Source organism: Vibrio sp. Isolate32, assembly GCF_022397955.1.
Classification (GTDB): domain Bacteria; phylum Pseudomonadota; class Gammaproteobacteria; order Enterobacterales; family Vibrionaceae; genus Vibrio.
In genome coordinates, this window is the sequence record NZ_JAKEUQ010000001.1 from 152997 (window position 1) to 167794 (window position 14798).

The window sequence follows — 14798 nt, forward strand, 5'->3', positions numbered from 1 at the left end:
CAGTCTTCATCTCGCGGGTGATAGCATAAATAAAAAAAGGAGCCCCAATGCGTAACTTTACTTCGAAGCAAGATTTCTGTTCATGGTTGAATGAGTTTGAGTCACCAATCCTCATCCCAGAGTGGGCGCTACACCAAAATATTGTCTCTGTTGATCCCCGTGGATCGTTTGTTATTACTTTGCCTTTCGCTGCGAATCAGCTTGCTGTTGATCTTGAAAATTGGATTAACGCTCAGATTGAACAAAAGCTTGTGAATGCTTTTCAATTTGAAGTGAAGGTCAAGCCGTCGGCACTTGAAACGACGGTATCAACGCCACTCAAAGGCGTGAAGAATATTATTGCCGTCACTTCTGCCAAGGGCGGGGTGGGTAAATCAACGACCTCAGTTAACCTTGCTCTGGCTTTATCGAAGTCAGGCTCAAAAGTCGGTTTATTGGATGCGGACATCTACGGCCCATCGGTTCCTATGATGCTAGGGCAGTTAGATGCGAAGCCAGAAGTGCAAAACAATAAGTGGATGATGCCGATCGAAGCACACGGTATTTTCACTCATTCAATTGGTTACCTTGTATCAAAAGATGACGCTGCTATTTGGCGCGGCCCTATGGCGGCAAAAGCACTGGGTCAGCTTGTGAATGAAACCGTATGGCCAGAGCTGGATTACCTTGTGATCGATATGCCACCGGGCACGGGTGATATCCAATTAACTCTATCTCAACAAATCCCAGTAACCGGTGCAGTTGTTGTGACGACTCCTCAAGATCTAGCATTAGCAGACGCACGCAAAGGTGTCGCGATGTTCGATAAAGTGAGTGTGCCTGTAGCAGGCTTAGTTGAAAACATGAGCTACCATATATGTAGTCACTGTGGTGGGAAAGAGCATATCTTTGGCGCTGGTGGTGCAGAGGTTATGTCTGAAGAGTTCTACCTCGATATCTTAGCGCAAATCCCACTACACATTGATGTTCGCGAAGACATCGATGCGGGCTGCCCGACGGTAGTGCGCCGCCCAGACAGCGAGCACACACACCATTACCTAGAGCTCGCTGAAAATGTCGCGGCTAAAATGTTTTGGACCGGTAAAGCGCGACCAGAAGCGATCAACTTTTCTATGGTCGAATAGTAAGCGCGAATCTCAACGCGGTATAAATAATGAGTGGTTTAGATAAACAGCCCGTGGTTTTTGCACAACTATCGTTTTTTGGTTAGGTCGTTAGCAAGCCTGTGCAAATAGTTGGAGGCAAGTTATTTGAAAGCAAACGATTGTCTTAAGTAAATCTATTGAGATCATCAATTTGACTGCAATTTACTAAAATGGCGACTAGAATCTATGTGCTTTAGCCCCTATAATCAGGCGGTTTATCTATTCCCAACATCAAACCATATCGGGTGCAAATTAATGTCTGATAATAATCAATGTGTCATCGTAGGTATCGCTGGCGCTTCAGCTTCAGGAAAAAGTCTGATTGCTAGTACGATTTATAATGAGCTGCGCGAAAAAGTAGGCGACCATCAAATTGGTGTTATCACTGAAGATTGCTATTATAGCGACCAAAGCCACTTGAGTATGGAAGAGCGAGTTAAAACTAACTACGATCACCCAAATGCACTAGATCATGACCTTTTATGTGAACATCTACAGCAGTTAATGAGTGGCAACGCCGTCGAAGTTCCTGAATACAGCTACACAGAACACACACGTACTTCTGAAACGACTACACTTACTCCAAAGAAAGTGATCATTTTAGAGGGTATTCTGCTTCTAACAGACCCGCGTCTTCGTAAACTAATGCACGCAAGTGTGTTTATGGATACACCATTAGACATCTGTCTACTACGCCGTGTTAAGCGTGATGTAGAAGAGCGCGGTCGTACAATGGACACTGTACTTAAGCAATACCAAGAAACAGTACGTCCAATGTTTATGCAGTTTATCGAGCCTTCAAAACAACATGCAGACATCATTGTTCCTCGTGGTGGTAAAAACCGTATTGCGATTGATGTGCTAAAAGCGCACATTGCGAAGTTGTTGAAGTCATAATCGAATAAAATTTTGCTTAAGTGATTCACTTAGCTTTATTTTTTACCGAATCAGTGGCACTTTTATAGTGCCACTTTCTTTTGGAATCTAAGCAAGGAATATGCGGATGAAGAAACTACTCATTTTCATAGCTGTACCAGTGTTTGTTGTCGTTGCAGCAATTTTGGCACTAGTGCTGTTAGTGAATCCCAATCAATTTAAGCCATTAATTGTCGAACAAGCCCAAAAACACACTGGCCTAAAGCTCGTGATTGAGGGTGATATCAGCTGGCAATTCTTCCCATCCATTGGCTTTGAACTTGGACAAACTGAATTACGTAATCCAGAAGGGTTCACCCAACCAAATCTATTCAAGGTCGATACGGTTGGTGTTGATGTTTCGGTTACTCCGCTATTTAGCAACCAACTAGAGATTGGCAACATTACTCTAGATGGTGCAGAATTCTATTTAGAAACGCTTAAAGATGGTCGCAAGAACATTGATGTACTAACGCAAGCGTCTGCGCCTCAAGAATCTGAGCCTGCAGCAGACACAAGCTCTGAATCCGCGCCTGCACCTCAAGAGCAAACTACCACAGATACATCGGGTTGGACGATCAACCTTGCAGGTGTCACTGTATCAAATGCATTGTTTGAAATGGACGACAAGCAAGCGGGTTCATTCACTAAGCTCTACGATGTGTCTTTGAACCTTTCTGAGTTTGCCGTTGATACATGGACAACCGCGACATTTGCGGCTTCTGGTGAAAACAACCAACAGAAGTTTTCAGCGGAGGGCAGTGCCGAATTCAAATTAGCTGAAGGCTTTGCAAGTTACGCACTTCGTAACATTGATTTAAACGCTAAGTTTAATGACCCTGCGACGTCAATTGACTCGGCAAAGGTTGGTTTAGATACGTTTGAGTTCGATAAGGTTAACCAACTGACTTACGCTGTGGTTGGTAAAGCTGCTGGTCTAGATTTAGACCTGAAAGGTGGCGGTGAGTTGACGGTTGATAAAGCCATTTCAAAAGTGACACTGAACAAATTAACGTTAGTCTCAACATTCAAAGGAGACACGCTTCCTCAGTCTCCAATGAAAGTCGATATGCTGTCTGATTTAAGCTTCGATCTTAACAAGAGCCACCTGAGCTTTGTGTTAGAGAAGCTACAAGCTAGCGCTATTGCATTAGACGGTAAAGCAGACGTAACCCTATCTGAAATACCAAAGGTTCGTTTCTCTCTTCATAGTCCGAATATTGATTTAGACGAGTTCCTAGGCTTAGGCAATACAACAGAAATAGCGAGCACAGCTCCTTCTGGTTCTGCTGGTGGCTCAACGTCAAACTCCGGTAGTTCAACTTCTGCTAAAGAAATAGAACCTGATCTGTCGGCTCTTAAAACGTTAGACGTGAAAGGTGACATCACGATTGATAAGTTCAAGGCGAACAACGCGAAGATGCAGAATGTTAAAACGGCATTTTCGGTTAACCGTGGTATCGCAGAACTAACCTCATTCACATCGAATCTTTACCAAGGTTCTATTTCTGCTACTGCTAAGCTAGACGCTCGTAAAACACCAGCGACTTACTCAGCTAAGAAGAAAATCAAAGGTGTGAAAGTACAACCGTTACTGGTTGATGTTGCGAACAATGATATGCTGGAAGGTACGGGTAATATTGATGTTAACGTGAAAGGTAAGAGCCTAACTCCAACAGGTATTAAGAAAAACTTGGTCGGTACTATCGCGATTAACTTTGAAGATGGTGCAGTTAACGGCATCAACGTAGCTCAACTGATTCGTGAGAATTACGCGAAGATCAAAGGCGAAAAAGTTGAAAATACAAATGAAGCTCAAAAAACGGACTTCAGTGCAATGAAAGCGACGCTGAAGATCGACAAAGGTTGGGTTTCAACAAACGACTTATCTGCACAGTCACCACTGTTACGTGTGACAGGTCAAGGTAAAGCAAACTTCATCAATGAAACGGTCGATTTCCTTGTGCGTACATCAATTGTGGGTTCACTTGAAGGTCAGGGCGGTAAGAGCATTGATGACCTGAAAGATGTGACTATCCCAATTAAGGTAACTGGCCAGTGGGCTGACCCGAAATTTGCACTTGTTTTTGATGATGTGTTGAAACAGAAAGCACAGAAAGAAATTGATCGTGGTGTGAACAAGCTAACGGACAAGATCAAAGATGAGAAAACCAAAGAAGCCGTTGATGGTTTATTGAAAGGTTTCTTTAACTAAACGTTTTTAACTCGTATATAAAAGAAGCGCCATTCCTGTTGTAGGAGTGGCGCTTTTTGTTTGGGTGTAATTTTCAGTTTACTGAGGAGAGAGCTAACCGTTCTTACCAATCCACGCCTTGAAGCGCTTTTACACCAGACTCGAAAGCGTGTTTAACGTTACGAACTTCAGACACGGTATCGGCCATGTCCGTTAAAGTGCGGTGTGCTCCACGGCCAGTAATGATCACGGATTGCATTTTCGGACGGTTATTCAGCGCTTCTACCACTTCATCCAGTTCAATGTAGCCGTAACTCACCATGTAAGTCAGTTCATCAAACAGAATCACATCAATCGACTCATCGGCTAGCATGCGTTGGCACTCTTTCCACACGCGCTGTGCAGCTTCGATATCTTGAGCCTTGTTTTGAGTTTCCCAAGTAAAGCCAGTACCCATCACTTGGAACTCTACATCGAGCTTTTGGAGAACGTTCTTTTCGCCGTTATCCCAAGTTCCTTTTACAAACTGAGCAACGGCACACTTCTTACCATGGCCGACTGCACGTGTAATCGTACCAAAACCGGATGTTGATTTTCCTTTACCGTTACCAGTGATGACCAGCAATAGACCCTTTACTTCTTGTGCTGCAGCGACACGAGCATCGACTTGTTCTTTTACTTTCTGTTGTCTTGCTTTGTGGCGTTGTTCTTTGTTGTCTTCAGTCGACATGACAAATCCTTTTAAGTTGTGATTGCGCCTATCATAGCCTAACTTAACGATAGCAAAAACCATCGGAAGAACAGGTGATTAGGGATGAAAAAGATACTCGTAGTTTGTATGGGGAATATTTGCCGTTCGCCAACAGGTGAAGCGGTGCTAAGGAAGAAAGCGCAACAACTGGATATTGACGTTGTGGTTGACTCTGCAGGGACGATTGGTTTTCATCAAGGCAACCTGCCAGACTCTCGTTCGAAATCTGCAGGAGAGAAGCGAGGCTACAGCTTTAAGGGGATTACTTCTCGTAAAGTGGTTGATAATGATTTCGAAGAATTTGACCTGATACTTGCGGCCGATAGGGCTAATTTAGACGACTTAATGATCCTGTGTCCAACGCACTTACAATATAAACTTGCATTGTTCTTGAGTTTTGGAGAGTCGCAGTACGAAGAGATTCCTGACCCATATTACGGAGGGGGCAACGGATTTGAGTTGGTACTGGACTTAATCGAAGAGTCTAGCGAAGCGATATTGCGTTCATTGTAGTGTGTAATCACGCTGAGTACGCTTAACGTAGGTAGTATTTGAAGTAGTCATAATTCGTCCTCAATGTGTAAACACATTTTAGGACGGGACATGGATATAAAAAAAGGCCGACATTGAATGTCGGCCTTTCTAAATCTAACTTAAAGCTACAGCTAAGATTACTTAGACATTACTTTGTAGATTGGATCTTCTGCTACGTTTGCTTCAACTAAGCTACCTGCTTTGTGCAGCATAGCAACACAGTCTTGGCTCAGGTGACGAAGGTGCAGCGTTTTACCTTGTGCAGCGTAACGCTCAGCAATGGTATCAATTGCTTCAATAGCAGAATGGTCGGTTACGCGAGAGTTCGCGAAATCAACGATAACATCTTGTGGATCTTCATGAGCGTCAAACAACTCAAGGAAGTTTGCTGTTGAACCGAAGAAGATTGGACCGTTTACTTTATACTCTTTTGAACCGGCTTCGTTGATGCAAGTATCAGCGTAGATGTGCTTAGCATGTTGCCATGCAAACATCAGTGCAGATGCAATTACACCTACAAAAACCGCTACCGCTAGGTCAGTCATTACTGTTACAACCGTAACAAGAACGATAACGAAGAAGTCTTGCTTAGGTACACGACGTGCAAGCTTGAAGGTTGCCCACTCGAATGTACCAATTACAACCATGAACATTACACCAACTAGCGCCGCTAGCGGGATCATTTCGATAAGTGCTGAACCGAATAGGATGAACATTAGCAATGCAACAGCAGCAACGATGCCCGATAGACGACCACGACCACCAGAGTTTACGTTGATCATTGATTGACCAATCATCGCACAACCACCCATCGCGCCAAATACTGAACACGTTACGTTAGCCATACCTTGACCAACACATTCACGGTTAGATTGACCACGAGTGTTTGTCATCTCGTCTAGTACTGTTAGCGTCAGTAGTGATTCGATTAGACCAATCGCTGCAAGGATCACTGCGTAAGGCAGAATGATGTATAGCGTTTCTAGGTTAAACGGCACTGCTGGAATAGAGAAGGTCGGTAGAGAGCCCGCTAGCGTTGCTGCTTCGTCGCCAGACATAGTGCGCAGGAAATCAACAACAGTACGAGTTTCAAGATCAAGACCTACAACCAATGCCGTTACAGTTACGATAGCAACCAATGAAGATGGTACTGCTGTTGTCAGTTTTGGTAGGAAGTGGATGATCGCCATAGTTAGTGCCACTAGGCCTAACATCAGAGTCATCTGGTCGCTTGGTAGCCAAGTTAATGCACCTGTTAGATCTGGTGCTTTGAATTGACCAAGTTGAGCTAGGAAAATAACGATAGCTAAACCGTTCACGAAACCAATCATTACTGGGTGTGGAACGATACGGATAAATTTACCTAGCTTGAAGACACCCGCTGCAATTTGCAGAAGACCAGCTAGCATAATTGCCGCGAATAGGTATTGAACACCGTGAGTTGCAACTAGGCTTACCATTACAACAGCCATTGCGCCAGTAGCACCAGAAATCATACCTGGACGACCGCCGAAGACAGAAGTGATTAAACCTACGATGAATGCTGCGTAAAGACCAACCATTGGGTCAACGCCAGCAACAAAGGCGAATGCTACGGCTTCAGGTACCAGAGCTAGGGCTACTGTAAGACCTGAAAGCACATCATTCTTTACAGAGTGCTTTGAAAATTGTGGGAATTCGAACATGTTTGCTCAGCTATGCTTAAGATGGATTTACCGACACGGGTGTATTGCGTAGCCAAACAGTGATGGAAAAGAGCGGCAATAGCGAAGTGTCGAAAAGATAAGTGCGCGAATGCTACCCAAAAATGTGATTAAGTTCAAGGTTGAACCTAACTTTGAGTAATATATCTGTTAATTTTTATTCGATTAGTAGATATAAAAAAGGCTGCTTTAATAAGCAGCCTTTGATTCTATTTACTGGTGATTATCTATCAATAACCATTAGTAGTTTGGCTTAGTCATGCCTGCGCCAGCTTTGTTAGACGCTGCCTGACTGCCTGCACCTTTAGATACAAAACGTTCAGTGCGGAACGGAGCTGCAATCACTTCAATCTCTTTGATCTCTTGAGGACCAGGAGCTTTAGTCATTGGTGAACCGGCTTGCTTCTTAGCAACAGTTGCTTTTGGCGTTTCTGCTTTTACAACAGGCGCTTCTTCAACTTTCACTTCAGCTTTCGGTGCTTCCACTACTTTTACAGGTTCAACGACAACCGCTTCCTCTGCTTTCACAGTCTCAACAGGTGCTTCAACTACTGTATTTTCTACTACAGGAGCATCAACTTTCGCTTCGGCAATCATTGGAGCTTCTTCAACAACAGCAGGAGCTTCAGCAACTGGAGCTTGAGTTACTGCAGTCTCTTCACGGCGGATAATCACTTTACCCATTGCCAGTTCAGGACATGCAAAACCGCCAGCCATTACAACGTTGCTTTGTGGTGCCGTCTCTAGAACAACATTCTGCTCTTGAACAGATGTTTGAGCTTCAGCTACTACTTGAACTTCAGCCACTTCAGATTTTGCCTGCTTGTGGTGAGGTTTTGGAATGAAGCGAGGCATCACTTTACCCATAGCCATTTCAGGAGAAGCTACACCACCTTTGCGCAGGCGGAATGGGTTAGGGCGACGATCACGACCGCGACGACGACGTTGACCACTTGCACGTAGGTGACGTGGAGAACGACGGTTACGACGTTGTTTCGGCTCTTCCTGTTCAGATTGCTCTACATTCGCTTGAGTTGCTTCTACTTGTTCCGCAACTTTTTGCTCTTGAGCTACTGACTGTTCTTTTGAAACAGATAGTTCTTTAGCAATCACTTGCTCTTTTGAAGCATTATCTTCAGCTTGAACTTGTTGGTCTTTAACACGAACTTGCTTGTTTAGTTTACGACGCTGACGACGCTCTTTAATCTTAGCTGCTTTCGCTTCAGGCTTAGCCTTAGGCGCTTCCGGTTTTCCAGCTTGTGCTTCTGCCGCTAGCTGTAGACCTTCTTCTGCTAATTTAGATGGTGCTTGCTCTTCGCGTTGCTTGTTGCGACGGTCTTGCTTAGGCTTACGAGGCTGACGATTTTGCTGTGGAGCTGCTTCTTTCTGCTCTTCAGGTTTCTCATCACGTGCAGGCTTACGACGACGCTTGTTGTCGCGGTTTTCGTTACGATTGTCTCCACGCTCACCACGTTGGTTACGACGACGGTTATCGTTACGATCACGGCGTTGACGGTTGCCGTTGTTGCGATTGTTCTTAGGTTTTTCTTCTTGCTTCTCTTCTTCTTTCTTCTCTTCTTGAGTTGAAGACCCAAATAAGAAGCTACCGATAGCTTTGAAGAAACGACCAATTAGGCCTGATTCTTGAGTTGCTGATGGTTCAGCTTTTTTCTCTTCTACAGCTTTAGGTGCTGGAGCGGGAGTCGGTGCTGATTGAGCTGGAGCAGCGAAGCCTTTCAGAGCTGGCTCTTCGATCTTCTTAGGACGAATTGCTTGTTCTGCAGGTTCTTTGCTTTCTGCTTCTTTCAGAGCATCTAGCTTCTTAGGGAGTAGGTAAGAAAGTAGATCAAACTCTTCGCCTTCACGAACACGGATAACCTCAAAGTGCGGTGTTTCCATGTCAGAGTTAGGTACAACAGTGATCTTAACTTCTTGGTTCTTCTCGATGTGGTTTACTGAGCGACGTTTTTCGTTCAGAAGGTAAGAAGCGATTGGAACAGGTACAACAGCAAGTACTTGTGCTGTGTTGTCTTTTAGAGCTTCTTCTTCAATCAAACGTAGAACAGAAAGTGCTAGAGATTCGTTATCACGAACAACACCAGTACCTGTACAACGAGGACAAATGTGGTGGCTTGCTTCTGCTAGTGATGGGCTCAAACGTTGACGAGACATCTCTAGAAGACCAAAGCGAGAAATACGCCCAATCTGAACACGTGCGCGATCTAAACGAACGGCATCACGTAGACGGCTTTCTACTTCGCGTTGGTGGCGAACCGGAGTCATATCGATAAAGTCGATTACAACAAGGCCACCTAGGTCACGTAGACGTAATTGACGTGCAATTTCATCGGCAGCTTCTAGGTTAGTGTTAAGTGCTGTTTCTTCAATATCGCCGCCTTTTGTTGCACGAGCAGAGTTGATATCGATAGAAGTCAGTGCTTCTGTTGGGTCGATTACGATAGAACCACCAGATGGAAGACGAACTTCACGTTGGAAAGCAGATTCAATCTGGCTTTCAATCTGGTAATGGCTGAATAGTGGCACTTCACCATCGTATTTCTTAACGCGATTCATGAAATCTGGGCGTATTAATTGAATGTGCGCTTGTGCACGTTCAAAAATAGTATTGCTGTCGATTAGAATCTCACCAATATCACGACGTAGGTAGTCACGAATCGCACGAACGATAACGTTACTTTCTTGGTGAATTAGGAAAGGAGCTGCATTTGAATCAGAAGCTTGCTTGATAGCGCCCCAGTGATTCAGTAGTACGTTTAGGTCCCACTCTAGCTCTTCTGCACTTTTACCAACACCCGCTGTACGCACGATTAGGCCCATACCTTGAGGAAGCTCAAGAGTGCTTAATGCTGCTTTCAGTTGAGTGCGTTCATCACCTTCGATACGACGAGAAATACCGCCTGCACGAGGGTTATTAGGCATAAGAACTAAGTAACTACCAGCCAAAGAGATGAAAGTTGTCAGTGCAGCACCTTTGCTACCACGTTCTTCTTTCTCTACTTGTACGATTACTTCTTGGCCTTCTTTTAGCGCTTCTTTAATGCTAGGACGGCCTTGGTATGTATAACCTTCAGGGAAGTATTCGCGGGCAATTTCTTTAAGAGGGAGGAAACCGTGACGTTCTGCGCCGTAATCAACGAATGCCGCTTCTAGGCTTGGTTCAATACGGGTAATACGTCCTTTGTAGATATTCGCTTTCTTTGACTCGTGACCTGGACTTTCGATATCTAGATCGAATAGTCGCTGGCCGTCAACCAAAGCGACACGCAACTCTTCTTTTTGAGTTGCGTTAATTAACATTCTTTTCATTTAGAAATACTCGTTGTCTTTTCTTATTTTCATCATTGTTCTTATCGCTTTATTTCGTTTCTCATGGTGCCAGATCCCATGGCTTTATCGGTGCAGCCTCCCGGCTGGAGAGGGATGCTCTGGGGCACGTCAGTCATCATAGGGAGTTAGCCTATGATCCGCGATGTGGCGGTGAATACTCAACATGAGCGTACGTGAGTAGAGCGATAAGGGACTCAGTTGACTGTGTCTTACGCCAATTGCAGCACTGTCTAATCTGAGGTATCTACTCATTTACTTGCTTATGAACGATTGTCTGTTTAAATTTTAGTCAAATCGTTGATAGCAGCTGTGAACTATAGCAGTGGTCGGTAAACACAGCAATCTGCTTTGTCGGAATGCTGTAAAAAAAACAGTTTTTGTTTGTGTTTTGATAGCTCTAACTCACTGTCTATAAATAATTTATCAATTGATATTTTAATTTGCAGGAATCTTGGTGCTTTTTTGTTCGAAGAATCAAAGAAATATAGAACTTCAGCGACCATTTGGTGGTAGATGATCAAGAATTAAGAGTAAATTAGTTCAGAATAGACCTAAGAAAATCTCAATTATCAAAAGTGACAGTGATACAATAGTGCAATGAGCGAAATTAGAACCCAAGTCCAATTTGTCGATATTGACGAAGATATGGCTGGTCAGCGTATTGATAACTTCTTACGCAACCAATTAAAAAACATCCCGAAAAGCATGATTTACCGAATCGTGCGTAAAGGCGAAGTCCGCGTAAACAAAAAACGCATCAAGGCTGAGTACAAACTAAAAGCTGGTGATTTAGTTCGTATCCCGCCAGTTACCATTGAAGAGAAAGTTGAAGAGAACGTGCCAAGCACGAAACTCAACAAGGTTTCAGAATTGGAACAGTGCATCATTTATGAAGATGATCACATGCTTATTCTAAATAAACCATCGGGCACTGCCGTTCATGGTGGTAGTGGACTTAAGTTTGGCGCAATTGAAGCATTGCGTGCACTGCGTCCTGAAGCTCGCTTTCTTGAGTTAGTGCACCGTATCGATAGAGATACGTCTGGGATATTGCTTGTTGCTAAGAAGCGTTCGGCGCTAAGACATCTTCAAGCACAGTTCCGTGAAAAAACGGTTCAAAAATACTACTTCGCTTTAGTGATGGGCGAGTGGAAGAACAGCTGTAAGGTGGTGAATGCGCCTCTGCTGAAAAATGAAGTAAACAGCATTGTTCGTGTTAACCCGAATGGTAAAGCTTCTGAAACTCGCTTTAAGGTTTTAGAGAAGTTCAAAGATGCGACACTGATTCAAGCAAGTCCTATTACTGGCCGTACTCACCAAATCCGTGTACACACTCAATATACTGGCCACCCAATTGCATGGGATGACCGTTATGGTGATCGTCGTTTTGATGCTTACACTGGAAAGGTCGGTTTGGATCGTTTGTTCCTACATGCAGCAAACATCAAGTTCACGCACCCAGGTAGCGAAGAGAAGATGGATATCTCGGCACCAATGGAAGCGAGACTAGAAAAAGCACTGACTGGTTTACGTCAGCTTTAAGAAGATACGAGATACGAAGGTATAGAGTGCCTCTAAATTTGTTCTTCAGTATCCATAATTGAGAAAGGTTGACGAATTTCGTCAACCTTTTTTGTTTGTGTATATTGCAAGAGATCCCCAACTCGCTCGTCCCTCACTCTTGGGGATGACGATAAAGTATCTGTTAAAGCACACTCATACCTTGCGTATCTAGCATATCGACTAGGTCGATAAGCGGCAGACCAATAAGCGTGTTCGGATCTTTCCCTTCCATCTGCTTGAACAGAGCGATACCGAGCCCTTCACACTTGAAGCTACCTGCGCACCAGTAAGGTTCTTCTTTTTCAACGTAAGAGATGATCTGTTGCTCAGTTAAATCACGGAAGTGAACAATAAAGGTATCGAGACGCGTGTCAGCTTGTTGGGTTTCGCTATCCCATACAGTGATGCCTGTATAGAAGGTGATGCTCTTGCCACTTTGACGAGACAACTGCTCTATCGCTTTTCCACGAGTGTGAGGCTTACCTATGATTTCGCCGTCAATTACGCAGACCTGATCAGAGCCAATCACCAAACTTGGCTGCTCAACGACACAAGATTTAGCTTTGGTTTCAGCAAGGCGCATGACCAACTGTTGTGGAGTCTCCCCTGAAATCGGTGTTTCGTCACAGTCAGGCTTTGCTGTAATGAAGCTAATTTGTAGCTTTTTGAGGATCTCTTGCCTAAATGGTGAGGTAGAGGCTAAAACTAGTTGGTAATTTTTCATTTTAATTTACAATTCATAGAAGCATTTACAGTAGGATATAGGAAGTTATCCCGCTATTCATAATGCTCTGTATGGGAAAGGTAAAAAAGTGTACTTTTTTTGCCATTTCCTTTGACTAAACTCGATTTGGAAGATAAGATTCGCGCCCTATGCAAAAGGTAAAAATACCGCGTACAGTTGATCCGGCAAGAACGGCTCAGAAACGACTAGATTTAGATGGCATCATCCAAACCAGTCTTTTTAAGCGTTTAGCTGACGCAACTGAAGGCGTAAAACGTGACGCGCAAGTCTCATTGTCATTTGGGCTTGATGAACAACGATTAGTCGTTATCTCTGGTAAAGCTAACGTCGAAGTCGATTTAGAGTGTCAGCGTTGTAATGAGGTTTTCGCACATGAGTGCGATGTCCAATTCACTTATACTCCTTATTATAATGAGAAAAGTGAAGAGGAAGCACCGGAAGAGTACGATTTGGTAGATCTGAACGAGTACGGTGAGTTAGACCTGATTCAATTAGTTGAAGACGAGTTCATCCTTGGATTGCCACAGATAGCAATGCACGATAATGCGAAATGTAGCGTTAACTCAAATAACTTGGTGTTTGGTGAACTTCCTGAAGAAATTGAGGAAGACAAGAAGCCGAATCCATTTGATGTTTTAAAAAGCTTGAAGAAGTAACTGCTTCTTTAAGAATTTACATAGGAGTAGGGTCAATGGCCGTACAAAAGAGCAAGAAATCACGTTCAATGCGTGGCATGCGTCGTTCACACGATGCGCTAACTACAGCTGCACTTTCTGTAGACGCAACTTCAGGTGAAACTCACCTACGTCACAACGTGACTGCGGAAGGTTTTTACCGCGGCAAAAAGGTTATCAACAAGTAAGGTTGACCTTTGCAAAATCTAACCGTTGCGCTTGATGCAATGGGCGGGGACTTCGGTCCTCGTGTAACAGTGCCTGCCGCCGTGCAGGCACTGTCGTATTTCCCAGAGCTAAAAGTCATTCTAATAGGTGATCGAAACGTGATCACATCTCAATTATCTTCATTAGGTCGAATGCCTGACTCTCGTTTGAGTATTCAGCATTGTGATCGAGTTATTTCCAATTCTGAAAAACCTTCACTAGCCTTGCGTAACAGTCAGGGTAGCTCCATGCGTGCTGCGATTGATCTGGTCGCCGACTCTCAAGCCGATGCTTGTGTGAGTGGTGGCAACACCGGCGCATTGATGGCTCTGTCCCGTTTTCGACTTAAGCTCCTCCCTGGCATTGATAGGCCCGCATTGGTTTCAGCTTTGCCTACTGCTTCAGGGAATCGTACTTGGATGCTTGATTTAGGGGCAAATGTTTCTAGTGATGCAGATTCGCTTTTCCAATTCGCTGTAATGGGCAGTGCGTTAGCGGAACAACATTTAGGTCGCGCTCCACGTGTCGCTATTTTAAATATCGGTGCCGAAGAAATTAAAGGTAATGACCTTGTAAAACGATGCGCTGAAATGTTGTCGAATACTCAGTCTGTGAACTTCATAGGCTATATTGAAGGTAACCAAATCCTTCAAGATGCTGCTGATGTCGTCGTGTGTGATGGTTTTGTGGGCAATGTCTGCTTAAAAACGTGCGAAGGTACGGCTCAGCTCTTTATTGATAAGCTAAAAACGCGCATGATGGCCTCAACTATAAAGGGTTGGATAGCCAGAATGTTGTTTTCTGAGCTATTTACTGAATTAAAAACCTTGAACCCCGACCAGTATAACGGCGCAAGTTTGTTAGGATTGCGCGGCATTGTCATTAAAAGTCATGGAAGTGCTGATGTATCTGCAGTTGTCAACGCGATTGGCGAGGCAGTACACGAGGTCAAACGACAAGTCCCCAGCCGCATTAGCGATCGTTTGGAAGCGGTTTTACTCGAGAGGCATTATTAGTCT

At 44.1% G+C, this 14798-nt stretch carries 12 protein-coding genes; 8 read left to right on the forward strand and 4 right to left on the reverse strand.

The genetic code is table 11. The annotated features are described in order from the left end of the window. Window positions 1-47: 47 nt before the first annotated feature. From apbC to L1D11_RS00670, 3 genes are all read left to right on the forward strand, one after another. Entirely contained in the window at window positions 48-1124 is a 1077-nt protein-coding gene (apbC, locus tag L1D11_RS00660) for an iron-sulfur cluster carrier protein ApbC (RefSeq protein WP_239834271.1), read from the forward strand. Between the two features lie 276 nt (window positions 1125-1400). Continuing rightward, window positions 1401-2042, forward strand: a complete 642-nt coding sequence (gene udk / locus L1D11_RS00665) for a uridine kinase (protein WP_004734002.1) — start codon at window positions 1401-1403, stop codon at window positions 2040-2042. Between the two features lie 106 nt (window positions 2043-2148). Further along, complete coding sequence (locus tag L1D11_RS00670) at window positions 2149-4275, forward strand: AsmA family protein (protein ID WP_239834270.1); 2127 nt, start codon at window positions 2149-2151, stop codon at window positions 4273-4275. 103 nt (window positions 4276-4378) lie between these two features. Here the strand turns inward: L1D11_RS00670 and cobO are convergent, their stop codons facing one another. After that, window positions 4379-4984 carry a cob(I)yrinic acid a,c-diamide adenosyltransferase gene (gene cobO / locus L1D11_RS00675; protein ID WP_048610567.1) on the reverse strand — a complete coding sequence of 202 codons (606 nt, stop codon included), beginning with the start codon at window positions 4982-4984 and terminating at the stop codon, window positions 4379-4381. Window positions 4985-5068: 84 nt separating this feature from the next. Here cobO and L1D11_RS00680 point away from each other — a divergent pair, with 84 nt between their 5' ends. Continuing rightward, on the forward strand, window positions 5069-5518 hold the full coding sequence (locus tag L1D11_RS00680) for a low molecular weight protein-tyrosine-phosphatase (protein ID WP_239834269.1): 450 nt from the start codon (window positions 5069-5071) through the stop codon (window positions 5516-5518). A 158-nt stretch (window positions 5519-5676) separates the two neighbouring features. On the opposite strand, the gene L1D11_RS00685 is transcribed toward L1D11_RS00680, so the two are convergent. Together L1D11_RS00685 and rne are read right to left on the reverse strand one after the other, a co-directional pair. Beyond that, window positions 5677-7224, reverse strand: a complete 1548-nt coding sequence (locus tag L1D11_RS00685) for a SulP family inorganic anion transporter (protein WP_239834268.1) — start codon at window positions 7222-7224, stop codon at window positions 5677-5679. Window positions 7225-7482: 258 nt separating this feature from the next. Further along, on the reverse strand, window positions 7483-10569 hold the full coding sequence (rne, locus tag L1D11_RS00690; protein WP_239834767.1) for a ribonuclease E: 3087 nt from the start codon (window positions 10567-10569) through the stop codon (window positions 7483-7485). Between the two features lie 618 nt (window positions 10570-11187). On the opposite strand from rne, the gene rluC reads away from it, so the two are divergent. Beyond that, window positions 11188-12132, forward strand: a complete 945-nt coding sequence (gene rluC, locus L1D11_RS00695) for a 23S rRNA pseudouridine(955/2504/2580) synthase RluC (protein WP_239834186.1) — start codon at window positions 11188-11190, stop codon at window positions 12130-12132. Window positions 12133-12295: 163 nt separating this feature from the next. Here rluC and L1D11_RS00700 read toward each other — a convergent pair whose 3' ends face one another. Next, window positions 12296-12877 (reverse strand): nucleoside triphosphate pyrophosphatase, encoded by a 582-nt coding sequence (locus tag L1D11_RS00700; protein ID WP_239834185.1) that lies wholly within the window; start codon window positions 12875-12877, stop codon window positions 12296-12298. Between the two features lie 149 nt (window positions 12878-13026). Here L1D11_RS00700 and yceD point away from each other — a divergent pair, with 149 nt between their 5' ends. Genes yceD through plsX form a run of 3 tightly spaced genes read left to right on the forward strand, consistent with a single transcriptional unit; the run spans window position 13027 to window position 14795 of the window. Next, window positions 13027-13554, forward strand: coding sequence for a 23S rRNA accumulation protein YceD (gene yceD / locus L1D11_RS00705; protein WP_004737375.1), 528 nt, complete (start codon window positions 13027-13029; stop codon window positions 13552-13554). Between the two features lie 35 nt (window positions 13555-13589). Then, a complete protein-coding gene (gene rpmF, locus L1D11_RS00710) occupies window positions 13590-13760 on the forward strand; it encodes a 50S ribosomal protein L32 (protein ID WP_004737376.1) in 171 nt (56 codons plus the stop codon). A gap of 9 nt (window positions 13761-13769) precedes the next feature. Beyond that, window positions 13770-14795 (forward strand): phosphate acyltransferase PlsX, encoded by a 1026-nt coding sequence (gene plsX / locus L1D11_RS00715; protein WP_239834184.1) that lies wholly within the window; start codon window positions 13770-13772, stop codon window positions 14793-14795. Window positions 14796-14798: the final 3 nt, after the last annotated feature.

Coding starts and splice junctions, on each gene's coding strand:
- apbC (WP_239834271.1), top strand. CDS start 48: ATGCGTAACTTTACTTCGAAGCAAGATTTCTGTTCATGGTTGAATGAG.
- udk (WP_004734002.1), top strand. CDS start 1,401: ATGTCTGATAATAATCAATGTGTCATCGTAGGTATCGCTGGCGCTTCA.
- L1D11_RS00670 (WP_239834270.1), top strand. CDS start 2,149: ATGAAGAAACTACTCATTTTCATAGCTGTACCAGTGTTTGTTGTCGTT.
- cobO (WP_048610567.1), bottom strand. CDS start 4,984: ATGTCGACTGAAGACAACAAAGAACAACGCCACAAAGCAAGACAACAG.
- L1D11_RS00680 (WP_239834269.1), top strand. CDS start 5,069: ATGAAAAAGATACTCGTAGTTTGTATGGGGAATATTTGCCGTTCGCCA.
- L1D11_RS00685 (WP_239834268.1), bottom strand. CDS start 7,224: ATGTTCGAATTCCCACAATTTTCAAAGCACTCTGTAAAGAATGATGTG.
- rne (WP_239834767.1), bottom strand. CDS start 10,569: ATGAAAAGAATGTTAATTAACGCAACTCAAAAAGAAGAGTTGCGTGTC.
- rluC (WP_239834186.1), top strand. CDS start 11,188: ATGAGCGAAATTAGAACCCAAGTCCAATTTGTCGATATTGACGAAGAT.
- L1D11_RS00700 (WP_239834185.1), bottom strand. CDS start 12,877: ATGAAAAATTACCAACTAGTTTTAGCCTCTACCTCACCATTTAGGCAA.
- yceD (WP_004737375.1), top strand. CDS start 13,027: ATGCAAAAGGTAAAAATACCGCGTACAGTTGATCCGGCAAGAACGGCT.
- rpmF (WP_004737376.1), top strand. CDS start 13,590: ATGGCCGTACAAAAGAGCAAGAAATCACGTTCAATGCGTGGCATGCGT.